We start from the raw sequence: 25,720 nt of genomic DNA on the forward strand, positions 1-25,720 counted from the left end.
AGCCCGGCCGTGGCGACGCAGAAACACCGGTGAAAAGCCGCTGGCGCCTTGTCGCGAGGCAGACTCGGCATCCGTTCTGACGAGAACGCAGTAGGGATTGCCCTGCGCCTCAACGCGCCGCGCTCGGCTCCGCTGCAGCCCGTTCGCCGCCGAGGACGTGGATCGCACCGTCCTTCACCAGCGCCACCTTGCGGGTGTGGAAAGCGTCGAGCGTCGAGCGGTGGCCGATCGAGACGATGGTGGTCTGCGGTAGCTTCTCAGCGAGCAGCCGGTAGAGCCGGGCCTCGGAGGGTTCGTCGAGCGAGGCGGTGGCCTCGTCCAGGAACAGATAATCCGGCACATGCAAGAGCGCGCGGGCGAGCCCGAGGCGCTGCTGCTCGCCGAGCGAGAGCATCCGATTCCAGTGACCGTTCTCGTCGAGCCGCTTTGCCAGCCGCGGCATGCCGACCGCGTTCAGCGCCTCTGCGATCTTCTCGGGTGCGATCGCGCCACGCCCTGCGGGGTAGATTACGGCGTCGCCGAGCGGGCCGATCGGAAAATACGGCCGCTGCGGCAGCATCATTAGCTTGGCCTTCTCGGGAATCGCGATGGTTCCGGTGCCGAACGGCCAGATTCCGGCGATGGCCCGGAACAGCGTGGATTTCCCGGAGCCCGACGGCCCGGTCACCAGCACGCGCTCCGCCGGCTGGATCGCGAAGGCATCGGCCGCAACAAGCGGCTCGCCGTTCGGCAGCTTTACCAGCAACTGATCGAGACCGATTGCCTTGCCGCTCGATGGTGCAACGCCGATGGTCGGCTCGCGCGTCGCCGTGTGGGCCGCCGACTTGACCGACATCTCGAAACCGTCGAGACGGGCAATCACCGAGCGCCATTCCGCGAGCGAGCGATAGGCTGTGACGAAAAAAGAGAGCGCATCTTGCACGCTGCTGAACGCCGAGCCAGTTTGCATCATGTCGCCGAGCTGAATTCTCTTGGCGAAGTAAGCCGGAGCAACGACCACATAGGGAAAGATCACTGCAGCCTGGCTGTAGCTTGCCGTGAAGGCGGTCAGGCGCTTGGTCCGGCTCATGATCGCGTACCAGTTGCCGATGACGAAACCAAAGCGCTGCAGCAAATTCCCTCGCTCCGCGCTCTCACCTTTCAAAAGTGCGATCTGCTCGGAATTTTCGCGCACGCGGATCAGGTTGAAGCGGAAGTCGGCCTCAAAGCGCTGCTGCTCGAAATTGAGGTTGATCAGCGGGCCACCGATCCAGTGCGTCAGCGCCGTACCCAGGATCGCGTAGACCAGCGCACACCAGACCAGAAAACCGGGGACGATGATGTCTGTGCCGTAAATGTGCAGCGGCGCCTTGTCCGACAGACCCCAGAGGATGACGACGAACGAGGCCAGCGTCACGATCGACGACAGCAGGCCGAGCCCGAGGGTCAAGGTCTGCTCGACGAAATTCTTGACGTCCTCGGTGATGCGCTGATCCGGGTTGTCGGCGGGGTCGCCCTTGAGCTGGATGCGGTAATGCGTCGAGCCGCTCAGCCATTCGCCGAGATAATGCTGCGTCAGCCACCGTCGCCAGCGAATCTGGAGCCACTGGTTCAGGTAGAGCTTGTAGACCGCCAGTGCGACGAAGGTGAAAGCAAGGCCGAGAAAGATCCAAATCTCTCTGACGAACCGGTCCAATTCATATCCCTGGACCGCACTGAAGAATCGGTTCTGCCACTGACTGACGAGAACATTGATCGCCACCAGCGCCAGCTCCATGGCGATGACGGCGGCGAGCAGGCCGCGGCCGGCCCATTTGTCCTCCGATCGGAAATAGGGGCCGGCGATTCGCCAGACGATCGCGAGCGTGGCGCGGATGTTATTCACAGAGCGGGGTCTCCTAGAGGGGATGTGCATAACGGCCCGGAGCCAAATGGCTGAGGCAATGGCGGAAACGGGCGCGCTTAGACTAAAGTCGCAAGATCTGCAATTTGCGTTGGCTTGTCGCAGCTTGCAACCCTAGCATGGGGCTCGACGGCGCAGGGCGGGGTGAACAGGGTTTCGCGAGCTTGTGAGCGGACGGGAACCGCCGCATTCGCGAGGAATTCGCGTCCAGCTCGGGGGTTATCGCTTCCAGCGTCAAGCAGGATCGGCTCTCCACGCGAGTCGCCTGCCGCAACATGCGTGGGGGAGGAAGACCATGTGGAATCAAATCTATGATCCGCTGCACAGCCCGGTGCTGTCGACGATCGCGGCAGCGGTGCCCGTCGTCACGCTGCTGGTCCTGATCGCGAGCGGGCGCGTCCAGGCCCACATCGCCGCAATCATCGCCGTGATCGTGACCAACCTGATCACGATTTTCGTCTTTACCATGCCCGCGAACATGTCGATCCGCGCCTCCGTGCTGGGCATCGTCACAGGGTTCTTCCCCATCGGCTGGATCGTCCTCAACGTCATCTTCCTCTACCAGGTGACGGTGACCACCGGGCGCTTCGAGCTCTTGAAGCGCGCGGTCGGCGGCGTCACCGAAGATCGGCGGCTGCAATTGTTGCTGATCGCGTTCTCGTTCGGCGCATTCTTCGAGGGCGCTTCGGGCTTCGGCACGCCGGTCGCGATCACGGGTGCGGTGCTGATCGGCCTCGGCTTCTCGCCGCTCGCGGCTTCCGGCCTGTCGCTGATCGCCAACACCGCACCGGTCGCCTATGGCGCGCTGGGCACGCCGATCCAGGGCCTTGCCTCCGTCACCGGGCTCGATCCCTATACCTTGGGTGCGATGGTCGGCCGGCAATTGCCGTTCTTCTCCCTGATCGTGCCGTTCTGGGTGGTGTGGGCGTTCGCGGGCTGGAGGGGCATGAAGGACGTCTGGCCGGCGATCCTCGTCACGGGCGTGTCGTTCGCGATCCCGCAATTCGTCATCTCCAATTACATCAATCCCTGGATCGTCGACATCGGGGCCTCGCTGATCTCGATGGGCGCGCTGATCCTGTTCCTGAAGGTGTGGCAGCCGAAGCAGCTCTGGTTATCGCCGGCGCTGCGCGGCCGCGACGAATCGGCCTCGACGATGGCGGCGGCAAAGCCGCTCGACAAGACGCCACTCACGCAGGGCGAGCTGTTTAATGCGTTGCTGCCGTGGATCATCGTCTGCATCGTGATGCTGGTCTGGGGCAGCGGCGCCTTCAAGGGCTGGGCGAACTCGATCTTCACCTGGAACTATCCCGTGCCCGAGCTGCACCAGATGATCAACAAGATGCCGCCGGTCGCGCCAGGGCCGACCAAGGAAAGCGCGGTGTTCGCCTTCACCTACCTGTCCTTCACCGGCACGGGCATGCTGATCGCGGCGATCATCTCCGGCTTCCTGATGGGCGTCGGTCCCGGCCGGCTCCTGACCGAATACGGCCGCACCATCCGGCTGTGCGCGATCTCGCTGATCACGATCTCGGCGATGCTCGCGATCGGGACGCTGACCCGGCTATCCGGTGTCGACGCGACGCTCGGTCTCGCCTTCGCGGCAACCGGCGTGCTCTATCCCTTCTTCGGCACGCTGCTCGGCTGGCTGGGCGTCGCACTGACGGGATCGGACACCGCCTCCAACGTGCTGTTCGGAAACCTGCAGAAGATCACCTCCGAGCAGCTCGGCCTGTCGCCGGTCCTGATGGCCGCGGCGAACTCCTCCGGCGGCGTGATGGGCAAGATGATCGACGCGCAGTCCATCGTGGTCGCCTCCACTGCGACCAACTGGTACGGCCACGAGGGCACCATCCTGCGCTTCGTGTTCTGGCACTCGATCGTGCTCGCCTGCCTCGTCGGTGTGCTCGTGACGTTGCAGGCCTATGTCTGGCCGTTCACGGCCCTGGTGCTGAAGTAGCCATCGGCGCCAGGCTGCGACGCAAATCCCCGCGCGGTTCGCCTCGCGGGGATTTTTGCATCTACATCCGCCTGCGCGAACTTCTCAAGGGCGTCGCCGTCTTATAGAAGGTGCGGCAAGTCAGGTGGTCGAGAGGTCTCATGGTTTCGCTCAAACGATTGACGTGTGCGGCAGTGGCAATGTTCGCGATGTCCACGCTTGCGCGTGCCGAGGAGGGGTTCCCGTTCGGCACCGAGATGACGCTGGAAGCGCTGCCGCAGCCCGGGTCGAAGCGGATACCGAACATCGAGATCGGCGACAATGGCGAGGTCGTGCTGGAGCTCTGGTGCAAGGGCGGCAAGGGCCAGTTCTCGGTCGCCGGCAACACCGTGATCTTCGTCCCCGGCCAGATCCAGGACCGGTCCTGTCCGCCTGCGAAGGCGCAGGCCGACGACGATCTCGTGGCCGCGCTCGGCAGCGTCGAGACTTGGAAGCGCCAGGGCGAGGTGCTCACGCTGGTCGGTCCCAAGCCGCTGCGCTTTCGCGTCAACGGGAATTGAGCGTGAGGCGCGCGAAACGTGAACCCGGAATCTGCAGATTGTGGCGCGAGATTCAGGGGCGCGATTGCGCACCATGGTTCGACGCTGGTGCGTCGCCCCGGAATGACTTCGTCACTTCCACACCGACTTGTCGGCGTCCCAGCGCTGACCCTTCAGCTCCCTGGCAAGCGCCTCGATCGAGCCGTTGTCGTCGGGCAGATCGCCTTCTTCGTCGGGGCTCGCGTCGTCGGACAGATTGAGCCTGGCGCCGGCGCTCTCATCGGCCGTGGTCGTCGCGGGGCTGCCGATCCAGAGCATCAGCTTGTCGGTCGTGCCGGGCTTGTCGGGCGAAACGAGCCCTGCGACCTCGATCGTGTCGGTGAGCTCTAGCGCCGGGTGATCCTGGTTCGGCCGCTTGAACACCAGCTTGAGCTTGCCGGTGGCGGGGTTGAAGCTCTGTGAGACCGGCTTTGCCGCGAGCGTCCTGCTCAGCACGCCCGCAACCGCGGTCGCGAGCTTGTCGCGGTTGATCTTGTCGCCGTCGCGCCAGTCGGCGGCGGGGAAGCGGATGGTGCGGTCCATCTCGGTCATGCCCGCGGTCCACCCGGCGGCGGTGACGCCGGGCATCGTCTTGAACTTTGCCAGCAGTGCGCCCGCGCGCTCCGGATCGACGGACATGTTGATGGTCTGCTCACCGGCGCGCAGGGCGTCGCAGCTGACATTGAGGCTGGCCAGCGTCACCTCGACCTCCTGGCCCTTCAGGCTCTTCAGGAAGTCGGTCGCGGCATCGAGCTTGACCTTGACCGCGATCGCCTCCGGCGAGACGTCGGTGAAATCCTTCGGCTGCGGCGTGATGCCGTCATCGGAGGTCTGGTTGTCCAGGAATTCCTTCTCGCTGAGATCGGAATTGTCGGACGAGGTGACCTCGGTCACGACCTGTCCGATCGTGATCTGACCGCGGAATTCGAACATGTCCCCGACCTGCTTGCGCAGCAGCTTGACACTGACGGGTGCCTTCGCGCCGAGGCTCTGCGTCGTGCCCGTCAGGTTCTGGCCTGCAACCTGAAGATTGACGACGAAGCGGTCCTTGCGGTCGGAATTCTTCGCCATCGGATAGCAGACGTCGAGCACGGCCGCCGTGACCGTCTTACCCTGACGCGTCTCCTTCAGGATCGCGTCGGCATTACCGTCCATCAGCCCGTCGATCGACGTGAAATAGCGCGTCTCGGTTCCACCCGGCGTCGTGGCCTTCGGTGATAGCTTCATCTGGGCGGAAGCGACCTCAGGCGAAACGGCGAGCAAGGCTGCCAAAAGGGCGGTCGAACAAACCAGGAGCGCGCGCATCGACGAAATCCTCGAGCCATCAGAATCGGCGCCACCGTAGTGGGTTTTGGCCGCCGGTTGAATCGGAAAGCGGAGGGGCAGGGTCGGCAAAAAAGAAGGCCGCCCGGAGGCGGCCTTCGCAACATTGTAAGGTGAGATGGGCGTTAGAAGCCGCCCATGCCGCCGCCGGCCGGCATGGCGGGCGGCGCTTCCTTCTTCGGCGTCTCGGCGACCATGGCCTCGGTGGTCACCAGCAGGCCGGCCACGGAGGAGGCGTCCTGCAGCGCGGTGCGGACCACCTTGGCGGGATCGATGATGCCCTTCTCGACCATGTCGACATAGGCCTCGGTCTGGGCGTCGAAGCCGAAGGTCTCGGACTTGTTCTCCAGGATATTGCCGACGACGATCGAGCCTTCCACGCCCGCGTTCTCGGAGATCTGGCGGATCGGGGCTTCGAGCGCCTTCAGCACGATGTTGATGCCGGCCTGGACGTCCGCATTGGCGTTGGAGAGGCGGCCGACCGCCTTCTTGGCGCGCAGCAGCGCAACGCCACCGCCGGGCACGATGCCTTCCTGCACCGCGGCGCGGGTGGCGTTGAGCGCGTCCTCAACGCGGTCCTTCTTCTCCTTGACCTCGATCTCAGTCGCGCCGCCGACGCGGATCACCGCGACGCCGCCGGCGAGCTTGGCGAGGCGCTCCTGGAGCTTCTCACGGTCGTAGTCCGAGGTGGTCTCCTCGATCTGAGCCTTGATCTGGCCGACGCGGGCCTCGATGTCGGGCTTCTTGCCGGCGCCGTTGACGATCGTGGTGTTCTCCTTGTCGATCACCACCTTCTTGGCGCGGCCGAGCATCTTCACCGTGACGTTTTCGAGCTTGATGCCGAGCTCCTCGGAGATCAGCTGGCCGCCGGTGAGGATCGCGATGTCCTCGAGCATGGCCTTGCGGCGGTCGCCGAAGCCCGGCGCCTTGACGGCTGCGACCTTGAGGCCGCCGCGCAGGCGGTTCACGACCAGGGTGGCCAATGCCTCGCCCTCGACGTCCTCGGCGATGATGACGAGCGGCTTGCCGGACTGCACCACGGCTTCGAGCACCGGCAGCATGGCCTGCAGGCCCGAGAGCTTCTTCTCGTGCAGGAGGATGTAGGCGTCCTCGAGCTCGGCGGTCATCTTCTCGGCATTGGTGACGAAGTAGGGGCTGAGATAGCCGCGGTCGAACTTCATGCCCTCGACGATGTCGACTTCGGTGTCGAGCGACTTGTTCTCCTCGACGGTGATGACGCCCTCGTTGCCGACCTTCTGCATCGCCTGGGCGATCATCTTGCCGATGGCGGCATCGCCGTTGGCCGAGATGGTGCCGACCTGGGCAACCTCGGAGGAGGCGGCGACCGGCTTGGCGCGCTTTTCGATGTCCTTGACTACCGCGGCAACCGCGATGTCGATGCCGCGCTTGAGGTCCATCGGGTTCATGCCGGCGGCAACCGCCTTGGCGCCTTCGCGCACGATGGCCTGGGCCAGCACGGTTGCGGTGGTGGTGCCGTCACCGGCGAGGTCGTTGGTCTTGGAGGCGACCTCACGCACCATCTGGGCGCCCATGTTCTCGAACTTGTCCTCGAGCTCGATCTCCTTGGCGACGGTGACGCCGTCCTTGGTGATGCGGGGTGCGCCAAAACTCTTCTCGATGACGACGTTGCGGCCCTTCGGGCCGAGCGTCACCTTGACGGCGTTGGCGAGAATGTCGACGCCGCGCAGCATGCGATCGCGCGCGTCTCCGGAAAACTTGACGTCTTTGGCAGCCATATCTGCAGTCTCTCGTGTTTGGTGTTGTGTCTGCCGCGCTTCCCTTCGTCATTACCGGGCTCGACCCGGCAATCCATCTTCAAGCGAAGAATGATGGATGCCCGGGTCAGGCCCGGGCATGACAGTAGGGATATTCAGCGGCCGTTCAGGCGGTTGGTCTTAGGCCAGCACGCCCATGATGTCCGACTCCTTCATGATCAGGAGCTCTTCGTTCTCGATCTTGACCTCGGTGCCCGACCACTTGCCGAACAGCACGCGGTCGCCGACCTTGAGGTCGATCGGGATCAGCTTGCCGGTCTCGTCGCGGCCGCCGGGTCCGACGGCGACGATTTCGCCCTGGGAGGGCTTTTCCTTGGCAGTGTCGGGAATGATGATGCCGCCCTTGGTCTTTTCCTCGGCGTCGATACGTTTAACCACGACACGGTCATGCAGCGGACGAAATTTGGATTTAGCCATGACGTTTCCCTTTGGAGGCTCGCTTCGGAAGTAGTGGAAGTGGGTTGGGGCGGCGCTTCCGCCCACCCTCTTGCCGAGGAGCGGACGGCGCGCTTAGCAATCGGGCTTTCCGAGTGCTAATAGTGCGCCCGGAAATATGGCTTGGCCGCGATCCTGTCAAGCAAAGGTGGTTAAGCGATTGGTGAGGCGGATATAGGATGGTGGCATTGGAAACTCGTTCGGGGCGCCGGCGTATCAAACGACGGCATTGCTCCGGCAGCGGTTTTGCGCTTGGCTGCGGCAGGGGTGCGGCCATGGTCTTGTTCGGGGGAATGCCATGATCAATTCAGCTCGCGCGCGCACGGTTGCCAATCTGGCCGCCGCGACTTGCCTGGCGCTATTGCTGGGCGCCTGCGGCGGCGGCATGAGCCTGCCGTCCTTCTCGTCGTCTTCGCCGCCGCCCGAGGCTGAGCCCGGCACCGGTCCGGAGATGCCCGCAACGATCCGTCCCGACGAGATCGTCGGCCGCTGGGGCCTCGCCTCGTTCCAGAATCCGGCCGACCGGGCCCGCACCGAGGCGGCCGCCCGGGCCCAGTGCAAGAATCCTTATGTGATCACCGCCGGCTCTTCCGGCGGCGTGATCATGCATCTGGCCGACCAGGCGACCCCGCAGGAGCTGCGGCTGAAGGGCTCCCCGAGCGGCAAGAATTACATCGGGCCGGCCGGCCCGACGCCGGGCGAGCAGGACCGCGAGATCATCTCCTTCGACGGCCGCGTGCTGATCACCCGTTTCATCGACAAGGACGCTGCCACCCGCTACGGCAACATGGTCTACGTCCGCTGCGCGCCGAGAGCGTGATTGACTTTTCCCCTTTCCCCTTGTGGGAGAGGTTGGCTCGCCGCGACAGCGGCGAGACGGGTGAGGGGTCTCTCTCCCCGAAATTCAACTTCATTTGAGTTCGCGGATACAGACCCCTCATCCGGCGCTTCGCGCCACCTTCTCCCACAAGGGGAGAAGGGAAGAAGGGCGCGCGATCGACGTCTCCAAAAACAAGAACGCCGGCCCCCAAGGCCGACGTCTCGTTCTTATCCTCGCGTCCGCTCAGTCGAACAGCGCGTCGATGTCGTCCTGCGAGGCGTGGCCGACGTCGCCGGCGAGCTTCGGGCCGTTGAGGAGCTTCTCGTCCTCGCTGCGGTTGTCGACATGCGCGGGCACATGGGCTTTGATCGCGTCGACGCCGCCCCAGATCTCCATCATCGCATTGATGTGCTGCTCGATGAACTTCATCGTGGTCATGACCTTGCTGATGCGCTGGCCGGTCAGGTCCTGGAAGTTGCAGGCTTCGAAGATCGAGATGACGCGTTCCTGGATGTCGTCGGCGAGCCGCTTCTGCTGATCGGCCGATTGCACCTTGGACATCGCGCTGGCCGCCTGGTCGATCGACTCGGCGGCTTCGAGGATTTGCTGGGTCGCCTGCTCGGTGCCGCCGACGACCGCGCCAAGCTCGCCATTGACCTTGGCCATTTCGCCGCCGTCGAAGCTCTTACCGTGCAGCGTCGCGATCTCGCGCTTGGTGCGGTCGATGGCGTCGTGGATGAGGTCGAGCTCGACCTTCAGCTTCTCGCACTGCTCGATCTGGGCCCGGTAGGTCTCGAGCATGGTGCGGGCCTCGGAGAGCTCGTGGGTGGTGGAGGCATCGATCGCCGCCATGGCGGCGCTGCCGGACAGCGGAATAGTGCCCTTCGCCATCTGTGCGCGGATCGCTCGCAACTCGGCCATGATCTCGCTGTGCATCGGGATTGCCTCTTCGGTTTCGTCAAGAATCGGCATCTCGCCACCGACGATGTCTTCGACACGGAAACGTTTGCGGTGAACAGCCATCACGATACTCCCCCACCTCACTCACGCGTCTTTGTAGGCAGAAGCGATTTAACACGAAGTTCACAGCAGGAACTGATGCGCGGCGTCGCGCCGCCGCGCAAGGACGCGATTAACCATGGCCTTGCTGCATTCACCGAAAATAAACGCTGATCGCCAAATTGCCCCGCGCTTGACGACGTGGTGAATCCAAACGCTGCTTCCGTTTACCAAACAAAACGGCTTTTGCTTTTTATTGACCACGCCGAGGGACGCGGATCAGCCGCCAGCTCTCCACGGCATGCGATCTAGACGAAACAGTACAGAGTACGTCGATGTTCAAGAAGATGTCCGTCGCGCTGCTCGGCAGCGCTTGCACCGTCATTGCGGGCGCAAACAGCGCCAGCGCCTTCGACAACAGGATGCCGAACGATCCGCCCGCAGTGCTCTATGCGCCGCAGATACCGCAGGCGCCAGTGCGCGTCGCCTCCAATTCAAACATGGGCGGCGGCTTCATCGAGTTTCTATTCGGTGACGGTCCCGGTCGTGGTCCGGCCTACGCGCCCGAGCGGCCGGTGTATCAGCAGCAGCCGGCCTATTACGACCAGCGCCGTCTGCCGCCGATGGGCGAGCCGCAGATGCAAGGCGCGCTTCCGCAAGGTGCGGTCCAGCAGGACGCGGTCGATCCGCGGCAGCGTCCGTTCGATCCGAAATTCGAGAAGCAACTCGTCGACTATAGCGGCAAGGAAAGTCCCGGCACGATCGTGGTCGATACGCCGAACAAGTTCCTCTATCTGGTCGAGGGCAATGGCAGGGCAATGCGTTACGGCATCGGTGTGGGTCGTCCCGGCTTCACCTGGTCGGGCGTGAAGTCGATCACGGCCAAGCGCGAATGGCCAGACTGGACGCCGCCGGCGGAAATGCTCGCGCGCCGCCCCGATCTGCCCCGGCACATGGAAGGCGGCCCGGAAAATCCGCTCGGCGCCCGCGCGATGTATCTGGGCTCTACGCTCTATCGCATTCACGGCTCCAACGAGCCCTGGACCATCGGCACCAACGTCTCCTCCGGCTGCATCCGCATGCGCAACGAGGACGTCATCGACCTCTATAGCCGCGTCAATGTCGGCACCAAGGTCGTGGTGATGTGAAGCGTCATGCGCTCGATGTGAGCCGACTACTCCGCGTGTCGCGCCAGCTCGCGATGCCCGGCATCGAAGGCGTTGCGTGCCGCCGGCGTACGCCTTCAGCTAGCGTCTATGCTCGCTGGCGGTGACGCGTCGACCCGAGACGATGGGCAAGCGAGCGGCGACGACGAGTTGACGAATGGGAATGCGGTGTGCGAGCGGAGCGGTTCAACCGCCGCGCCGACCGCTCCGCCTTCCTGACACGCTCGTGCAGTCCCTCCAACTCGTACAATTCGGTGATGAGATGTGTTGTCATGTCGGACAAGGTTGCAATGCGCTGCTGAAGTGGACTCATTTCTAAAACCCCAACTATAACCAGAGAGGCAGCCACGTCGGTGTGTGTGGCATGAGCAACGTGTTCTTCAAGTTGAACACCCATGTCCAAATTTGGAAATCCGGGAGTCTACGGCCGCGCGTGTCAGAAGGCGATTTCGTGTTTCATGGTGAACTCGGCGCGTCCGGCCGGTCAGCTCCGTGCAATGCAACAAGAGGCGCATTAGTCATATGTATCGATCGGATTCTCTGCGCGACCTGGCAGCGAGGGCGCTTGAGTTATCCGGCAAAAGAAAACGGCCGCCTAAAGGCGGCCGCTGCGCATCTATCGGGCGAATTGCTCACGCGTAATCGCTGCCGCCGTCGTCGCCGCCGTCGAAATCGCTGTCGTCGGCCAGATCCATGTTGTCGTCGCGATCGTCGTCGTAGCTCTGATCGCTGTTGTTGTCCCGGTCGTTCGACGCCTGGTCGAAGAAGCCCTGGCGGGAGTCGCGATTCGAGCCGATGTCATTGAGGCCCGCGTCGCGCGCGAGCGAGCCGCCCGACTGATCGCTGCCGCCCCAGGGGCTGCGGTCGCCCAAGGCGTTGGTGTCGCCAAAAGCCTGCTGATGCGGTCCGCCCATCATGCCGCGGATGCTGGAGAGCAGCAGCGAGCCGCCGACGACGCCGGCTGCAGCCGCCGCCGCCGTGCCGAGGAACGAGCCACCACCACCGCCGATAGGAGGCGCGCCATAGCCCTGACCCGGACCTTGGCCATAGGCTTGTCCGTAAGGCGGCTGACCATAACCCGGCTGGCCTTGCTGCATCGCCTGGCCGCTGTTCCAGACCGGCCGCGAATCGCGCGGCGGCACGTTCGGCACAGAACCGCGCGACGAGCCGCCGCCGAATAGCGTGTCACGCATGGTATCTAGGAAGCCGCCGGACTGCGCCTGCTCGGGCGCCTGCCCCGCTTCCAGCTCCTGGATGCGGCTGTGGGCGCGCTTCAGCGCTTCGTCCTGCAACAGCACGGTCTGGACCAGCGCGTAGATCGCACCGGGTGCCTTGCGCAAGCCGTCGGAGATCGCGGCGATCGCGTCGGGATCGCGCGGTGCATTTTCCAGTTTGGTAAGCCGGTCGAAAAGCTCGTCGACGAGCTGGCGTTCCTGCGGCGTCATGATCTGTCTCCTTCGCGCAAAACCAAGCGCGAGGCAGATGTAGGGTTCCATTGTGGCCCCAACAGTGCCGGCCGGATTAAATTTCGGTATGCGACAAGCTGCCTCGCACCGCCGTTTCGGCGATTTCACCCCAGCGTGACGCCACTGTCCGCTAGCAGACGTGGGAATGCGTCGCTGGCGAGATAAGCGTGCTCGCGTTCGCGCACATCCGTCATCGGGTCGAGGCCAACAAGGACTTCATCGACGAATCCGGGATGACACATCACGAGACCACCGTCGGGGAGGCCTTCCAGGAACTGCCGCATCAATGCGCCGAAATCGGCCGCCCGCGTGAAGTCGTAAGCGCCGGCGAAGCCTGGATTGAAGCTGAGGCCGGCGCTGCCGGCGCGGCGGCGGAATTGGGCACTGAGGATATCGAGCACCATGGCCTTTGGTGAGGCCAGCCGCCGCGCCAGCGGCAGGTTGCGGCCGCCCTGGCGTACCCAAGCGTTCGGTGCGGTCTCGCTAACGGCATCGACAAAGCCGTCGCGCACCTGCGGATAGAGCTGGACGTGCTGGTGGCCGTCGACGAAGTCGGGCGCACGCCCGAATGCTTCCATGAAAGCTGCGAGCTGCGCCTTCACCTCGTTGCGAAAGAATTCGCGGTCGAGCCGTCGCATCAGTGCGGCGCGCAGCAGCTTCGGAAAGGCCAAGAACATGTCGCCGTCGAGTGGACGGAAATGCATGGTGAGCGGCCGGAACGGTGCCGACAGCGTCACGTGGAGGCCGATCGCGCAATGCGGGCTCGATTTGGCTGCCGCCTCCAGCGCTTCGATCTCGCTGCGCGCGATCGCAGGTCCCACCATCATCACCGACGTGGCGTTGAGGCGGCCGCGTTCGATCAGGTCGCGGATGGCGCGATTGACGCCCGCGCTGATACCGTAATCGTCGGCGCAGAGCCAGATTCGCCGCAGACTCGCGGCCGCGCTCATTCGGCCGCCGTCCGCTTCGAAGCGTCGTCGGCGTTGTCGGTCTCGAAGCGCTTTTCGCTGTGCTCGGCGACGAAGTAGATCGGGCGCGCCTTTAGCTCGGAGAGGATCTTGCCGATATATTCGCCGACGATGCCGATCATGATGAGCTGCACGCCGCCGATGGTCATCAGGCCGACCACGAGCGAGGGATAGCCGGGCACCTGCTTGCCAGTCGTGAACACCTCCCAGAGGATCGAGAGGCCGAACAGGAAGGCGATCCCGGCGAGCACCACGCCGAGCAGGCTGGCGAAGCGCAAGGGAGCGACCGAGAATGAGGTCAGGCCCTCGATCGACAGGCCGAGCAGGCGTGCGGCGTTGAAGGTGGTGGTGCCATGGGCGCGCGGCGCCGGTTCGTAGTCGACGCGGATCTGGCGAAAGCCGATCCAGCTGGCCAGTCCCTTGAAGAAGCGGTTACGCTCCGGCAGCTGTCTCAGCGCTGCGACCGCCCGCGGCGAGAGCAGGCGGAAATCGCCGGCGTCCTCGGGAATCTTCTGCCGCGCGCCCCAATTGATCAGGGCGTAGAAGCCGTGCACGGCGAGCCGGCGCAGGAAGCTTTCGTTGTCGCGATGCGCCTTGGCGGTATAGACGACGTCGTAGCCGTCATCGATCCAGTGCCGCACCAGCTGCTCGACCAGGGCCGGCGGATGCTGGCCGTCGCCGTCCATGAACATGACGGCGCCGAGCCGGGCATGGTCGAGGCCGGCCATCAGCGCCGCCTCCTTGCCGAAATTGCGCGACAGCGAGACCACCTGGACGCCGATTGCGTCAGCCGGCAGGCTGCGGGCGATCGACAGCGTCGCATCCGCGCTGCCGTCGTCGACATAGACGACCTCGCAGGCCAGGCGATAGCGCTGCCGCAAGGTCTTCGCGAGTTCGCAGATCCGCTGGTGCAGGGCGGCGAGGCCCGCCGCCTCATTGTAGACGGGGACGACAATCGACAGTCCCTTCGCGGCGGCGCTGGCCGCGGTGGTCGTCATGCCGGAAACGTCAGAGCCCAGCGTCATCGTTCAAGGTTCCAAGGCGTTTAGGTCTTATCAACAGCATATGGTAGCTGCGGTTTGCTGTCGCTACGCTGAACGAAACTGAGGCTCACCGCCCCAGGAAGGCCTCGAGCTTGGCGAACAGCGGATTCTCCCGGTCGAACACGTAGTCGAGCGAAACCACCGAGACGGTCTCGGCGCCATGCTCGCGCAGGAAGCTCGCCAGCGCATAGAGCTGGCCCGGGGGACAGTGCAGCGTCAGCATGCCTGACGAGGTCGGTCCGCCAAACGGGGCCGCGACGCCGAACCGGCTGTGGGCCTCGCCGAGCAGGGCGGCGTCGCACTGCCGAAAGCGGGTGCGGACCTCGCGGTACTTGTTGGCGCGGGCTCGCGCCGCAATGTGATCGAGGATGACGCGCGCAGTCTCGCGTGCCTGCGACGACCAGTCGGCCTCTTTGGAGGCGACCAGATTGGCCTGGCTGCGCAGGATCACTCCATCGTCGAGCACCCGCAAGCCATTGGCGGCGAGCGTCGCACCGGTCGTCGTGATGTCGACGATCAGCTCGGCACTGCCCGCCGCGGGCGCGCCTTCGGTCGCGCCGGCGCTTTCGACGATGCGGTAGTCCGTGATGCCGTGGCTCTGGAAAAAGGCGCGGGTCAGATTGATGAACTTGGTCGCGACCCGCATCCGCATGTGATGTTGCTCGCGGAAGCCGGTGGTGACGTCGTCGAGGTCGGCCATGGTGCGGACGTCGATCCAGGCCTGCGGCACCGCGACGACGACATCGGCATAGCCGAAGCCGAGCCCCTCGATCAGCGACACGCGCTTGTCGGCGTCCGCGATGTTCTCGCGCACCAGATCTTCCCCGGTGACGCCGAGATGCGCAAAACCGCGGGAGAGTTGCGAGGCGATCTCGCTCGCCGAGAGATAGGCGACCTCGACATTGTCGAGACCCGCGATGGCGCCGCGATAGTCGCGGGCGCCGCCGGCCTTCGACAGCTTGAGCCCGGCGCGGGCGAAAAAGGCTTCGGTGTTTTCCTGAAGGCGGCCCTTGGAGGGAACGGCCAGAACGAATGGCGCGCTCATGACTTAAGCTCCCACCTTGCGGCCGATCTTGGCCAGCGCGTCTACCCAGACCGAGAAGCCGACCGCGGGAATTGGCTGCACGGAGCCGAGCTGGGTCATCAGCCCGTCATAGCGGCCGCCGGCGACCAGCGGCTCGGCGCCATTACCCCTGTGATGCAATTCGAACTCGAAACCGGTGTAATAGTCGAGCCCGCGGCCGAACGCGGTCGAGAAACGCGTCAGCTTCACGTCGATGCCGCGCGCAGCCATGAAGCCGACCCGGCTCTCGAACTGGTCGATCGCAGATGTGAGATCGAGCTTGGCATCCGCAGTCAGTGCACGCAGCTTTGCGACGGCATCGTCGGGATTGCCTGCGATCGACAGGAAGCGTTTGAGCACGGTGATCGCCTCGCGCGGCAATGCGCCACCCTTGAGGGTCGATTGCTCGAGGAAGCGGTCGGCAATCTCGGCCGTGGTACGGCCGCCGACATTGGTGGTGCCGGCGATCGACATCAAATCGGTGACGAAGGCGAGCGCCGCCTTGCGGTCCGAGCCGGCCAGCGCAGCGAGCACGCCCTCATATTCGCTGCGGGTCGCGGTGGCCGCGGCCGCCAGCCGCTCCAGATCCTGCTCCAGGCTGATCTTGCGGTTGAAATCCTTGACCAGGCGGCGGCGCCAGACCGGATAGAGATCGAGCGCGTCGAGCAGGGCATTGAACAGCGCGACGTCACCGGTGCGGATCTCGACGTCGCCGACACCGAAGGCGGCAGTTGCCTCCAGGGCCAGCGCCAGCATCTCGGCATCCGCCGCAGCGCGGTCCTGACGGCCGAAGGACTCAATGCCGGCCTGGAGAAACTCGCTGGTCTGGCCGCTGCGGTATCGAAACACCGGGCCGAGATAGCTGAACCCGGCCGCTTGGCCGGCACGGCCAGAGGCAAGGTAATCGCGCGCCACCGGAATGGTCAGGTCCGGGCGCAGACAGAGCTCCTCGCCCGAAAGGTCCGTGGTCAGGTACAGGCTCTTGCGGATGTCTTCGCCCGAGAGGTCGAGGAACGGCTCGGCCGGTTGCAGGATGGCGGGCTCGGCCCTGACATAGCCCGCCTGCGCGAACGACAACAGCAGCGTATCCGCCCAGGCGGCGGAGCCGGCAGCATTTGAGGTGGCGGTCGCGGTCATAATAGGGGTCCATCGTCCCGGTGGAACCGGGCAGGCAAGGGAAGGGACGGGAATTGCCGCAGCCCTTAGCATGGCCCGAAAGCGGTTTCGACCTCCAAAGGATCAATCGCTTAACGGGTGGGCAATTCCCGGCTCAAGTGGACTTGCCCCAATCGCCCAGCACCGCCTGCACCAGCGTCAGCGCAGCCACCGCGGCGGTGTCGGCCCGCATGATCCGCGGGCCGAGCGCCAACCGCAGGATTCTCGGCTGCCGCAGCAGCAGCGCCCGTTCCTCCTCGGCAAAGCCCCCTTCCGGGCCGATCAGCACGTCGATACCTTTGCCGGCCTCGCGCGCGTTCTGCAGGCTCTGAACGGGGTTTGCGACCGCGGCCGCCTCATCGCAGAAGATCAGCAACCGGCCTGCGGCGCGCTGGCTGAGATACCGCTCCAGCGGCACCGGCTCGGCCACCGAGGCGATGCTGAGGATACCGCATTGCTCGGCCGCCTCGACGACGTTGGCGCGCATTCGCTCGGTGTTGACCCGGGAGGCCTGGGTGAACCGGGTCAGGACCGGCTGAAGCGTGGCGGCGCCCATCTCGATGGCCTTCTGGACCATGTAATCCAGCCGGGCATGCTTGAGCGGGGCGAACACGTAGGCCACGTCAGGCAGCCCGTCCTGGGGCCGGGTCTGCTGAAGGATCACGAGGCCATCCGGGCGTTTGCGGCCTTCGATGGCAGCCTGCCACTCGCCGTCCCGGCCGTTGAACGCCAAAACCTCGGCCCCGGCGGCCAGCCGGAGCACGTTGCCCAGATAATTGCTCTGGTCGCGGTCGAGCGGCACCCTGGCGTCTTGGGCGAGGGGGGCGTCCACGAACAGGCGAGGGGCGCGAAAATCGTGGGAAGGCATAGTTCAAAGATCCAATTTGCCGCTGTTCTTAACCGAAGCCAGTATTTTTGGGGGTAAATATCGCCGAATTGGTGCGTCTCCGCGCCGCGCTCTTGCCCTATTCAGCGGGTTGTTAAGCGCCGGCGGGAATCGTAAAAACGCGAACACGCTGGTTGCGCTTCGATTGGAAGAAGCCGAACCCCGTAAGCTCCTGCCGGAGAGACTGCCTTCATGATCCGTCATCTGATGGTTCCGATCACTGCCGCCATGGTCGCCATGGGTGCTGCGGGCGCTAATGCGCAAAGCGCGTTCCCGGCACCGCTGCCAAACCAGGCCGCCACCAGCTCCGCCTTTCCGCCCGTGAACGGCTCGGCACCCGTTGCCTCCGTCGGCACGGCGCCGCAGTCATCCTTTCCCGTGAACGGCGCCGCGCCGATCGGCGGTGCCGGCGCTTTCAGCGCAGCTCCGCCGACGCAAGGCGGTCCGGGCGAGGACTGCATGAAGGCCTTCATTCCGCTCCGCGAGGAGGCCGAGAAGCGCGGCAAGCTGATCAAGGCCGCGAGCGACCGTCATGCGCCGCCGGACGAGGCCTGCAAGCTGATCGGCAATTTCAGCCAGGCTGAGCTGAAGATGATCAAGTACATCGAGTCCCACGCTGCGAAATGCGGAATCCCGCCGCAGATCGGCGAGCAGATGAAGACCGGCCACAAGAACACCGAGGCCATGCAGAAGAAGGTCTGCATGGTCGCGCAGCAGATGCAGCAGCAGCAGGCGCGCCCGGCCGGCCCATCGCTGAGCGAGGTGCTCGGTTCGGGCTCGGCGCCCGAAGCCAATGCCGGCAAGAAGGGCGGCAGCACCTTCGATACGCTCAACGGCAACGTCCTGACCCGATGAGCGATACATCCGCCCGCGTTGCCGACTCTACAGGCAACTGGGTCGATACGCTCGCGCCGCGATGGACGCGGCCTTATTTGCGCTTGTCCCGCTTCGACCGTCCGATCGGCTCCTGGCTGCTGTTGATGCCGTGCTGGTGGTCGGCGGCGCTCGCCGCCGGCATGGCGCACGAGATCCGCGGCCTGCCGCTCACCATCGTGCTGTTCTTCATCGGCGCCTTCGTGATGCGCGGAGCCGGCTGCACCTGGAACGACATCACCGACCGCGACCTCGATGAAAAGGTCGAGCGCACCCGCTCGCGGCCATTGCCGTCAGGGCAGGTGACCACGAAGCAGGCGCTGGTCTTCATGGTCGCACAGGCGCTGATCGGTCTCGTGGTGCTGTTGCAGTTCAACCGCTTCGCGGTCCTGACCGGCATCGCCTCGCTCTTGATCGTCGCGATCTACCCCTTCATGAAGCGCATCACCTGGTGGCCGCAGATCGTGCTCGGGCTGGCCTTCTCCTGGGGCGCGCTGATGGGATTTGCCGTCACCTTCGGACGCATCGACGTCACCGCACTCGTGCTCTATGCCGGCGCGATTTCATGGGTGATCGGCTATGACACGATCTACGCGCATCAGGACGCGGAGGACGACGCGCTGATCGGCATCAAATCCACCGCGCGCCTGTTCGGCGCGCATACGCACCAGGCGCTGATCCTGTTCTATGGCTTTGCGGTGATGCTGATCGGCGTCGCGCTGGCTTCAGGTGATGCGGGCTGGCCGGCCTGGCTCGGCCTTGCGGCCTTCGCCGTTCATCTGGCGTGGCAGATCGTGCGGCTGAGGATCCACGACCCCGAACTGTGCCTGCGCCTGTTCAAGTCGAACCGCGATGCGGGGCTGTTGCTATTTGCAGGATTACTCGCCGACGCTGCAATACGGGCGGCGTAGTTGCCACTCAATCCCTTGCAATGATCTCGCGTTCGCCCTGATGAACGGTGAGTTCGCGCGCGATGCCGGTGCGCCGGCGCATCAAGAATTTCGGGCGGCGGGCGCGGATCGCATTGGCGCGGCGGCGGCGCGGCGCGGGTTTGCGTGCGCCTTCGTCGAGCTGCGGAAGCGCGAAGATCTCGCTCCAGATCGCCCAGGCTTGCGCGATCTCGTCGGCATCGGCGCCGACCAGCAGCGGAATGGAGAGCGAGGGATCGCGATGCACGAGCACGAGGGTCTGCACCTCGTCACTGCCGCGCAGCGCGACGCCGGTGAAGTCGCTGACACGGACGTTGATGGCCATCTGCATGCCGCGAACGGCACGGCGCAGCACGACACGCTCGCGATGAAGCTCGATCTGCCGGACATGTCCGTCGGCGCGCGGATCGTGCGCATCGAAGCGGACGGGAAGGGAAAGAGGGTCGAGCCGCAAGGAGCGGCTCGACCCGGCGGGAGCGACCCCGCATGTTGCTGTTTGACGCCTCACGGCTTTAGTTCTCCCCGCCGGGATTATGTTCCCGGTCGATGCGAGGACCTTAGCGCGCGCCTTTCCGAAACCGCTTAAAAAGGCTGGTTAACCCACCGTCACTGCTGCTCATGATTGACAAGACCTTGGCGCGCATGATTGACGAGACGTTGCGCGAGAGCTGCGAATCTGAGCTTTTGGCGGGCTGAAAATGCTTGAAGTCCGCGCCATCAGGGCACATCTGTGGGTTCCGGTCCCGAGCCCGCCCCAACAGGATTTCGTTCGTGAACTCTTCACCATCCGCAAGCTCGACGCTTTCGACCCAAATGTCGTCGCAGGCCCATCGCGACCTGTTCGATCAGTCCGCGCTCTCCGATCTCGCGCAGCGGCTGGTCGAGGCCGCCAAGCGCGCCGGCGCTGATGCAGCCGATGCCGTCGCAGTGCGCGGCGTCTCGCAGGGCGTCGAGGTGCGCGACGGCCGCGTCGAGGAATCCGAGCGGTCCGAGGGCGACGATGTCGGCCTGCGCGTGCTGGTCGGCCAGCGCCAGGCGGTGGTCTCGACCAATGACGTCAGCGGCGATGCCGTGACCAAGCTCGCCGAACGCGCGGTGGCGATGGCGCGTGTTGCGCCCGACGACAAATATGTCGGCCTCGCCGATCCCGCGCTGCTCGCGCGCGACTTCCCCGATCTCGACCTGCTCGATCCCAACCTGCCCACGACATCTGAGCTCGAGCGCCGCGCTCTTGCGGCCGAAGCTGCGGCGCTCGGCGTGAAGGGGGTGACCAAATCCGGCGGCGCCTCGGCTTCCGCCGGCATCGGCGGCATGGTGCTCGTCACCTCTACCGGCTTCCACGGCTCTTACCTGCGCTCCAGCCAAGGCATTTCCGCCACCGCCATATCGGGCGAGGGCACCAGCATGGAGCGCGACTACGACTTCACCTCGGCGCCACACGGCGCCGATTTGTTGTCGCCGGAAACCGTCGGCCGGTCCGCCGGCGAGCGCACGGTGGCGCGCTACAATCCGCGCAAGGTCGAGACCTGCAAGGTGCCCGTCGTGTTCGATCCGCGCGTTGCGGGCTCCCTGGTCGGCCATCTCGTCGGCGCCATTAACGGCGCCTCGATCGCGCGCAAGACCAGCTTCTTGAAGGACAAGCTCGGCCAGCAGCTGTTCGCGAAGAACATTCGCATCGTCGACGATCCCTTGCGCAAGCGCGGCCTGCGCTCGCAGACGTTTGACGCCGAAGGCGTCGCGGTGAAGAAGATCGCGCTGGTCGACGAGGGCGTGCTGACGACCTGGCTGCTCGACTGCGCCACCGCGCGCGAGCTTGGCCTCACCACCACCGGCCACGCCCATCGCGGCGTCTCCTCCTCGCCGTCGCCCGGGCCGTACAACCTGCATCTCGAGCCCGGCACGCCGACGCCGGCCGAGCTGATCGCCGACATCAGCCAAGGCTTCTACGTCACCGACCTGATCGGCTCCGGCGTCAACGGCGTCACCGGCGATTACAGCCGCGGCGCCTCCGGCTTCTGGATCGAGAACGGCGAGATCACCTATCCCGTCAGCGAGGTGACGATCGCCGGGCATCTGTTCGAGATCTTCAAGTCGATGCAGCCGGCGAACAATCTCGAATTCCGCTACGGCATCAATGCGCCGACGGTGCGCATCGAGGGTTTGACGCTTGGCGGACGCTGACGCGCAATCCCCCGATGCGACCATCCTGACACGCGATGCGGCGCTGCTGAAGGACGCGGTGCGGGACGCAGGCGCGCTGGCGCAATCGATGTTCCGCACCGAGCTGAAGAAGTGGATCAAGGGGGCATCCTCGCCGGTGTCGGAAGCCGACATCGCGGTCAACGATCTGCTCGAAACGCGCTTGCGCGCTGCGACGCCCGACTATGGCTGGCTGTCCGAGGAAAGCGCCGACGATGCGGCACGGCTGTCGCGGCGACTGACCTGGATCGTCGATCCCATCGACGGCACGCGCAATTATCTGGGCGGTCATGACGATTGGTGCGTCAGCGTCGCGCTGGTCGAGGATGCCTCACCGGTGCTTGCCGCGGTGTTCGCTCCGGCGCGCGATGAATTCTTCTTCGCGGTCCGCGGCCAGGGTACAACGCTGAACGGCGAGCCGGTGCGGGCGACGTCCGGGTCCGAGCTCGACTTCGCGCGCGTCGCCGGCCCGAAGCCGCTGGTCGAGCGGCTCAATGCCACGGGCGGCGAGATCAAGCTGCATCCGCGAATCGGCTCGCTCGCGCTGCGTCTGTGCCGGGTCGCCGATGGCGCGCTGGATGCGGCTTTTGCGGGCGGCAACAGCCAAGATTGGGACCTTGCGGCGGCCGATTTGATCGTGCAGGAAGCGGGTGGTAAGATGAGTGACCTCTCCGGAGAACCCATCCTCTATAACCGCCGGGAAGTGGCGCACGGGGTGCTGGTGGCAGCGGGACGCGATCGTCATGCGGGCATTGTCGCGCATTTTCGAAACCGCCCCTTGCCCTGAGCGCTTCGTCGTGCTTGTCGAACACTGCTTTGCCGGGCAGCCCGTTAGGAAGAGAACCCATGCCAGATAGTGCCCCGCAACAACTGCTTCATCTCGTTATCGGTGGCGAGCTCGTCGATCTCGAGCACAACACTTTCAAGAACCTCGACGATGTCGACATCGTCGGCCTCTATCCGAACTACGCCACCGCGCACGCGGCCTGGCGAGCCAAGGCGCAGAGCACGGTCGACAACGCCCAGATGCGCTATTTCATCGTCCATCTCCACCGCCTGCTCGACCCCAATCAAGAACCGGCGCGTTGAAAAAACTGCTTCGCAATACGCTGCGAAGCAGCTTTATTCAGCGTGCCGTCGGGGTCCTGGCGGCTGAATATCTGCGTCTGGTCTGGCGAACCAACAAGTTCAGGTTCGATCCGCCTGACGTCTATGACCGCGTCGAGCCGCAGATCCCGGCGATCTTCGCCTTCTGGCACGGCCAGCATTTCCTCACCCCCTTCATCAAGAACAAGGATTGGTACCGGGCCAAGGTGCTGATCTCCCGTCATCGCGACGGCGAGTTCAATGCGATCGCCGCCGAGCGGCTCGGCATCGGCACCATCCGTGGTTCCGGCGATCACGGCGGCGCCTTCCACCGCAAGGGCGGGGTCGGCGCCTTCAAGGAAATGGTGCGGACGCTCCAGGACGGTTGTAATGTCGCGCTGACCGCCGATGTCCCCAAACGCTCGCGCGTGGCCGGGCTCGGCATCATCATGCTGGCACGGGAATCGGGGCGGCCGATCATGCCTTTCGCGATGGCGACCAGCCGCTTCATACGGCTCAAGAACTGGGACCGCACCACCATCAATTTGCCATTCGGACGAGGCGCATTGGTCGGCATCAAGGAAATCCACGTTCCACCGGATGCCGACGCCGCAACCATGGAAGCGCTTCGGCTGGAGCTGGAGGAGACGTTGAACGAGGCGACCCGCCGCGCCTATGCGCAACTCGGGCGCCCGGGACCGGAAGATGCCTGACCCGCTGCCGATGACGCTGCGAATGTATCAGCGCCTGGCCTCCGGCCTGGTGCCGCTCGCGCCCGCGCTGATCAAGCGGCGATTGAAGCAGGGCAAGGAGGATCCCGCGCGCGTCGGCGAGCGTCGGGGCTTGTCGCGGGACGTGCGGCCACATGGCCCGCTGGTCTGGATCCACGGCGCCAGCGTCGGCGAGGTTCTGGCTGCGGCAGCGCTGATCGAGCGGCTGCGCGATCTCAATCTGCGCATCCTGCTCACCTCCGGCACCGTCACCTCGGCGGCCGTGGTGGCGAAGCGCTTCCCGCCCGACGTCATCCATCAATACGTGCCGTATGATTCCCCGCGCTACGTCGCGCGCTTCCTCGATCATTGGAAGCCGTCGCTGGCGCTGTTCATCGAATCCGATTTGTGGCCCAACCTGATCCTCGCCTGCGCGGCGCGCCGGGTGCCGATGGTGCTGATCAACGGGCGGATGTCGCCGCGCTCGTTTCCGCGCTGGCGGCGCATGCACGGCACCATCTCGGCGCTGCTGTCCCGGTTCGACATTTGTCTGGCACAATCAAAGACGGATGCCGAGCGCTTTGCCGCGCTCGGCGGCCGCGACGTCCTCACCACCGGCAATCTCAAGCTCGACGTCCCGGCGCCGCCGGCCGATCCCGCCAGGCTCGAGCGGCTGATGGCGATGACGCGCGGGCGGCCGATCATCGTCGCGGCCTCGACCCATCCGGGCGAAGACGAGATGCTGATCGCGGCGCACCGCAGCCTCGCCGGCTTCTTCCCGCAGCTCCTGACCGTGATCGTGCCGCGCCATCCGGACCGCGGCTCCTCGATCGCGGGTCTGATCACCGCCTCGGGCCTCAAGCCGGCATTGCGCTCGCGCGAGGAGCTGCCGGCGGCGACGACCGACCTCTATGTCGCCGACACCATGGGCGAGCTCGGCCTGTTCTATCGCCTTTCGCCGATCGTCTTCATGGGCGGATCGCTGATCCATCATGGCGGCCAGAATCCGATCGAGGCGATCAAGCTCGGTGCCGCCATCATCCATGGTCCGCACGTCTTCAATTTCGCCGATGTCTACGAGACGCTCGACGGGCGCGGCGGGGCGCGCCAGGTCGACACGCAGGAAGCGCTGGTCAAGCAGCTCGGCCAATTGCTGGCCGATCCCACCGCGCGCGACAAGATGCAGCGCGCAGGCGAGGGCGTGGTCGAGCAGCTCGGCGGCGCGCTCGATCGCACCATGGCGGCACTCGAGCCCTACCTGTTGCAACTGCGGATCGAGATGGGAGCCGCCAATGCGTGAGCCGGCCTTCTGGTACCGGCCACGCTCCCCGCAGTCGCATGTCCTCAGTCCTCTGGGTGCGCTCTACGGCGCGGTCACTGCGCGTCGCATGGCGCGCCAGGGCTTTGATGCCGGCATTCCCGTGATCTGCGTCGGCAACTACCATGTTGGCGGTGCCGGCAAGACGCCGACCGTACTGGCGTTGACCAAGCTACTGCGCGAGCTCGGTGAGACCCCGGTGGTGCTCAGCCGCGGCTATGGCGGACGCCTGAAAGGTCCGATTATGGTCGACTGCGCGCGTCACACCGCGTCCGACGTCGGCGACGAGCCGCTGATGCTGGCGCGCGAAGTCCCCGTCGCGGTCGCGCGCGATCGCCTCGAGGGCGTCGCGCTGGCGAAGTCGCAAGGCGCCACAATGATCCTGATGGACGACGGCTTCCAGAACCCGCGTCTGCACAAGGACGCCTCGCTGATCGTGATCGACAGCGAGCGCGGCCTCGGCAACGGCAAGGTGTTTCCCGCCGGTCCCCTGCGCGCGCCACTGCAGGCGCAGCTCGCGCGCACCGATGCGCTGGTCCTGATCGGCGATGGCCGTGCCGCGAACGATGTCGCGGCCGAGCTTGCCAAGCGCGACAAGCCGGAGCTGCGCGCACGGCTGAAGCCGCATGCGGCTTCGCTCGCGCAGCTCCTTGGCAAGCGGGTTTTCGCCTTCGCCGGCATCGGCGATCCCGAGCGCTTCTTCCGCGGCTTGCGCGCCAGCGGCATCGACGTCGCACGCACGCGCCGGTTCGACGATCACCACATGTTCTCGGATGACGAGCTCGCCGCACTCGCGGTGCAGGCCCGGCGCGAGCAGCTCACGCTGGTGACCACGGAAAAGGATCTCGCGCGTCTGCGCGGCCGTGAGGGCGTGCCAGAGGGCATCGTGGCGTTCGCCGTGCAACTTGAGTTCGACGATCCGGCAAAGGCGCAGGAAGTGATCAGCGACCATCTGTACAGGGCGCGCGAGCGGCGGTTCAGCACGCGTTGATCTCGCACGTTAGGCCAGAGTCTCTGCCATAGCGCCAAAAGCGAAGTGTCGCGGCAGTCATGCTCACCACGCCCCGACGGCCATTAACCCGACAA

The 25,720-nt window shown here is 65.2% G+C and carries 24 protein-coding genes; 12 read left to right on the top strand and 12 right to left on the bottom strand.

Going from position 1 to position 25,720, the window contains the following annotated elements; genetic code table 11:
- Window positions 1-109 precede the first annotated feature (109 nt).
- A complete protein-coding gene (locus IVA98_RS02170; RefSeq protein ID WP_247299356.1) occupies window positions 110-1,864 on the bottom strand; it encodes an ABC transporter ATP-binding protein/permease in 1,755 nt (584 codons plus the stop codon).
- A 313-nt stretch (window positions 1,865-2,177) separates the two neighbouring features.
- Between IVA98_RS02170 and IVA98_RS02175 the strand changes: the two genes are divergently transcribed.
- Window positions 2,178-3,842 carry an L-lactate permease gene (locus IVA98_RS02175; RefSeq protein ID WP_247299357.1) on the top strand — a complete coding sequence of 555 codons (1,665 nt, stop codon included), beginning with the start codon at window positions 2,178-2,180 and terminating at the stop codon, window positions 3,840-3,842.
- A gap of 140 nt (window positions 3,843-3,982) precedes the next feature.
- Window positions 3,983-4,381, top strand: coding sequence for an META domain-containing protein (locus IVA98_RS02180; protein ID WP_247299358.1), 399 nt, complete (start codon window positions 3,983-3,985; stop codon window positions 4,379-4,381).
- Between the two features lie 111 nt (window positions 4,382-4,492).
- Here the strand turns inward: IVA98_RS02180 and IVA98_RS02185 are convergent, their stop codons facing one another.
- From IVA98_RS02185 to IVA98_RS02195, 3 genes are all read right to left on the bottom strand, one after another.
- The gene (locus IVA98_RS02185) at window positions 4,493-5,704 is read right to left on the bottom strand and encodes a hypothetical protein (RefSeq protein WP_247299359.1); all 1,212 of its coding nucleotides are present in this window, start codon (window positions 5,702-5,704) and stop codon (window positions 4,493-4,495) included.
- Window positions 5,705-5,847: 143 nt separating this feature from the next.
- Window positions 5,848-7,479: a chaperonin GroEL gene (gene groL / locus IVA98_RS02190; protein ID WP_247299360.1), complete on the bottom strand. Its 1,632-nt coding sequence runs from the start codon at window positions 7,477-7,479 to the stop codon at window positions 5,848-5,850.
- Between the two features lie 159 nt (window positions 7,480-7,638).
- Window positions 7,639-7,935 (bottom strand): co-chaperone GroES, encoded by a 297-nt coding sequence (locus tag IVA98_RS02195; protein ID WP_247299361.1) that lies wholly within the window; start codon window positions 7,933-7,935, stop codon window positions 7,639-7,641.
- 316 nt (window positions 7,936-8,251) lie between these two features.
- On the opposite strand from IVA98_RS02195, the gene IVA98_RS02200 reads away from it, so the two are divergent.
- Complete coding sequence (locus IVA98_RS02200) at window positions 8,252-8,773, top strand: hypothetical protein (RefSeq protein ID WP_247299362.1); 522 nt, start codon at window positions 8,252-8,254, stop codon at window positions 8,771-8,773.
- Between the two features lie 243 nt (window positions 8,774-9,016).
- Here the strand turns inward: IVA98_RS02200 and IVA98_RS02205 are convergent, their stop codons facing one another.
- Window positions 9,017-9,796 carry a protein phosphatase CheZ gene (locus IVA98_RS02205; RefSeq protein ID WP_247277606.1) on the bottom strand — a complete coding sequence of 260 codons (780 nt, stop codon included), beginning with the start codon at window positions 9,794-9,796 and terminating at the stop codon, window positions 9,017-9,019.
- A 311-nt stretch (window positions 9,797-10,107) separates the two neighbouring features.
- On the opposite strand from IVA98_RS02205, the gene IVA98_RS02210 reads away from it, so the two are divergent.
- Entirely contained in the window at window positions 10,108-10,920 is an 813-nt protein-coding gene (locus IVA98_RS02210) for a L,D-transpeptidase (RefSeq protein WP_247299364.1), read from the top strand.
- Window positions 10,921-11,570: 650 nt separating this feature from the next.
- On the opposite strand, the gene IVA98_RS02215 is transcribed toward IVA98_RS02210, so the two are convergent.
- The 6 genes from IVA98_RS02215 to IVA98_RS02240 form a co-directional block, all read right to left on the bottom strand.
- Window positions 11,571-12,383, bottom strand: coding sequence for a DUF2076 domain-containing protein (locus IVA98_RS02215; RefSeq protein ID WP_247299366.1), 813 nt, complete (start codon window positions 12,381-12,383; stop codon window positions 11,571-11,573).
- Window positions 12,384-12,508: 125 nt separating this feature from the next.
- Entirely contained in the window at window positions 12,509-13,354 is an 846-nt protein-coding gene (locus tag IVA98_RS02220) for a ChbG/HpnK family deacetylase (protein ID WP_247299367.1), read from the bottom strand.
- On the bottom strand, window positions 13,351-14,397 hold the full coding sequence (locus IVA98_RS02225; RefSeq protein ID WP_247354245.1) for a glycosyltransferase family 2 protein: 1,047 nt from the start codon (window positions 14,395-14,397) through the stop codon (window positions 13,351-13,353). The genes IVA98_RS02220 and IVA98_RS02225 overlap by 4 nt, the downstream gene beginning before the upstream one ends.
- Before the next feature lie 85 nt (window positions 14,398-14,482).
- On the bottom strand, window positions 14,483-15,460 hold the full coding sequence (hisG, locus tag IVA98_RS02230; protein WP_247336851.1) for an ATP phosphoribosyltransferase: 978 nt from the start codon (window positions 15,458-15,460) through the stop codon (window positions 14,483-14,485).
- Window positions 15,461-15,463: 3 nt separating this feature from the next.
- Window positions 15,464-16,615, bottom strand: a complete 1,152-nt coding sequence (locus IVA98_RS02235) for an ATP phosphoribosyltransferase regulatory subunit (RefSeq protein WP_247299370.1) — start codon at window positions 16,613-16,615, stop codon at window positions 15,464-15,466.
- A 133-nt stretch (window positions 16,616-16,748) separates the two neighbouring features.
- The gene (locus IVA98_RS02240; protein ID WP_247299372.1) at window positions 16,749-17,501 is read right to left on the bottom strand and encodes a 16S rRNA (uracil(1498)-N(3))-methyltransferase; all 753 of its coding nucleotides are present in this window, start codon (window positions 17,499-17,501) and stop codon (window positions 16,749-16,751) included.
- 210 nt (window positions 17,502-17,711) lie between these two features.
- On the opposite strand from IVA98_RS02240, the gene IVA98_RS02245 reads away from it, so the two are divergent.
- A complete protein-coding gene (locus IVA98_RS02245) occupies window positions 17,712-18,374 on the top strand; it encodes a hypothetical protein (protein ID WP_247299374.1) in 663 nt (220 codons plus the stop codon).
- Window positions 18,371-19,303, top strand: a complete 933-nt coding sequence (gene ubiA / locus IVA98_RS02250) for a 4-hydroxybenzoate octaprenyltransferase (protein ID WP_247299376.1) — start codon at window positions 18,371-18,373, stop codon at window positions 19,301-19,303. Before IVA98_RS02245 ends, ubiA begins: the two co-directional genes overlap by 4 nt.
- A gap of 7 nt (window positions 19,304-19,310) precedes the next feature.
- Here the strand turns inward: ubiA and IVA98_RS02255 are convergent, their stop codons facing one another.
- Window positions 19,311-19,829, bottom strand: coding sequence for a DUF6101 family protein (locus tag IVA98_RS02255; protein WP_247299378.1), 519 nt, complete (start codon window positions 19,827-19,829; stop codon window positions 19,311-19,313).
- Between the two features lie 305 nt (window positions 19,830-20,134).
- On the opposite strand from IVA98_RS02255, the gene IVA98_RS02260 reads away from it, so the two are divergent.
- From IVA98_RS02260 to lpxK, 6 genes are read left to right on the top strand one after another with little or no spacing between them, the layout of a single operon-like run.
- Complete coding sequence (locus IVA98_RS02260) at window positions 20,135-21,502, top strand: TldD/PmbA family protein (protein WP_247299510.1); 1,368 nt, start codon at window positions 20,135-20,137, stop codon at window positions 21,500-21,502.
- The gene (locus tag IVA98_RS02265) at window positions 21,489-22,307 is read left to right on the top strand and encodes a 3'(2'),5'-bisphosphate nucleotidase CysQ (protein ID WP_247299380.1); all 819 of its coding nucleotides are present in this window, start codon (window positions 21,489-21,491) and stop codon (window positions 22,305-22,307) included. Before IVA98_RS02260 ends, IVA98_RS02265 begins: the two co-directional genes overlap by 14 nt.
- A 59-nt stretch (window positions 22,308-22,366) precedes the next feature.
- Entirely contained in the window at window positions 22,367-22,609 is a 243-nt protein-coding gene (locus IVA98_RS02270; RefSeq protein ID WP_027575891.1) for a DUF4170 domain-containing protein, read from the top strand.
- The gene (locus IVA98_RS02275) at window positions 22,606-23,319 is read left to right on the top strand and encodes a lysophospholipid acyltransferase family protein (protein WP_247277594.1); all 714 of its coding nucleotides are present in this window, start codon (window positions 22,606-22,608) and stop codon (window positions 23,317-23,319) included. The genes IVA98_RS02270 and IVA98_RS02275 overlap by 4 nt, the downstream gene beginning before the upstream one ends.
- Entirely contained in the window at window positions 23,282-24,616 is a 1,335-nt protein-coding gene (locus tag IVA98_RS02280; RefSeq protein WP_524536340.1) for a 3-deoxy-D-manno-octulosonic acid transferase, read from the top strand. The genes IVA98_RS02275 and IVA98_RS02280 overlap by 38 nt, the downstream gene beginning before the upstream one ends.
- Window positions 24,609-25,625 carry a tetraacyldisaccharide 4'-kinase gene (lpxK, locus tag IVA98_RS02285; RefSeq protein WP_247336854.1) on the top strand — a complete coding sequence of 339 codons (1,017 nt, stop codon included), beginning with the start codon at window positions 24,609-24,611 and terminating at the stop codon, window positions 25,623-25,625. The genes IVA98_RS02280 and lpxK overlap by 8 nt, the downstream gene beginning before the upstream one ends.
- Window positions 25,626-25,720: the final 95 nt, after the last annotated feature.

It is taken from the genome of Bradyrhizobium sp. 160 (assembly GCF_023073735.1).
Taxonomy (GTDB): Bacteria; Pseudomonadota; Alphaproteobacteria; order Rhizobiales; family Xanthobacteraceae; genus Bradyrhizobium.

Coding starts and splice junctions, on each gene's coding strand:
- IVA98_RS02175 (WP_247299357.1), top strand. CDS start 2,178: ATGTGGAATCAAATCTATGATCCGCTGCACAGCCCGGTGCTGTCGACG.
- IVA98_RS02180 (WP_247299358.1), top strand. CDS start 3,983: ATGGTTTCGCTCAAACGATTGACGTGTGCGGCAGTGGCAATGTTCGCG.
- IVA98_RS02185 (WP_247299359.1), bottom strand. CDS start 5,704: ATGCGCGCGCTCCTGGTTTGTTCGACCGCCCTTTTGGCAGCCTTGCTC.
- groL (WP_247299360.1), bottom strand. CDS start 7,479: ATGGCTGCCAAAGACGTCAAGTTTTCCGGAGACGCGCGCGATCGCATG.
- IVA98_RS02195 (WP_247299361.1), bottom strand. CDS start 7,935: ATGGCTAAATCCAAATTTCGTCCGCTGCATGACCGTGTCGTGGTTAAA.
- IVA98_RS02200 (WP_247299362.1), top strand. CDS start 8,252: ATGATCAATTCAGCTCGCGCGCGCACGGTTGCCAATCTGGCCGCCGCG.
- IVA98_RS02205 (WP_247277606.1), bottom strand. CDS start 9,796: ATGGCTGTTCACCGCAAACGTTTCCGTGTCGAAGACATCGTCGGTGGC.
- IVA98_RS02210 (WP_247299364.1), top strand. CDS start 10,108: ATGTTCAAGAAGATGTCCGTCGCGCTGCTCGGCAGCGCTTGCACCGTC.
- IVA98_RS02215 (WP_247299366.1), bottom strand. CDS start 12,383: ATGACGCCGCAGGAACGCCAGCTCGTCGACGAGCTTTTCGACCGGCTT.
- IVA98_RS02220 (WP_247299367.1), bottom strand. CDS start 13,354: ATGAGCGCGGCCGCGAGTCTGCGGCGAATCTGGCTCTGCGCCGACGAT.
- IVA98_RS02225 (WP_247354245.1), bottom strand. CDS start 14,397: ATGACGCTGGGCTCTGACGTTTCCGGCATGACGACCACCGCGGCCAGC.
- hisG (WP_247336851.1), bottom strand. CDS start 15,460: ATGAGCGCGCCATTCGTTCTGGCCGTTCCCTCCAAGGGCCGCCTTCAG.
- IVA98_RS02235 (WP_247299370.1), bottom strand. CDS start 16,615: ATGACCGCGACCGCCACCTCAAATGCTGCCGGCTCCGCCGCCTGGGCG.
- IVA98_RS02240 (WP_247299372.1), bottom strand. CDS start 17,501: ATGCCTTCCCACGATTTTCGCGCCCCTCGCCTGTTCGTGGACGCCCCC.
- IVA98_RS02245 (WP_247299374.1), top strand. CDS start 17,712: ATGATCCGTCATCTGATGGTTCCGATCACTGCCGCCATGGTCGCCATG.
- ubiA (WP_247299376.1), top strand. CDS start 18,371: ATGAGCGATACATCCGCCCGCGTTGCCGACTCTACAGGCAACTGGGTC.
- IVA98_RS02260 (WP_247299510.1), top strand. CDS start 20,135: ATGTCGTCGCAGGCCCATCGCGACCTGTTCGATCAGTCCGCGCTCTCC.
- IVA98_RS02270 (WP_027575891.1), top strand. CDS start 22,367: ATGCCAGATAGTGCCCCGCAACAACTGCTTCATCTCGTTATCGGTGGC.
- IVA98_RS02280 (WP_524536340.1), top strand. CDS start 23,282: ATGCGCAACTCGGGCGCCCGGGACCGGAAGATGCCTGACCCGCTGCCG.
- lpxK (WP_247336854.1), top strand. CDS start 24,609: ATGCGTGAGCCGGCCTTCTGGTACCGGCCACGCTCCCCGCAGTCGCAT.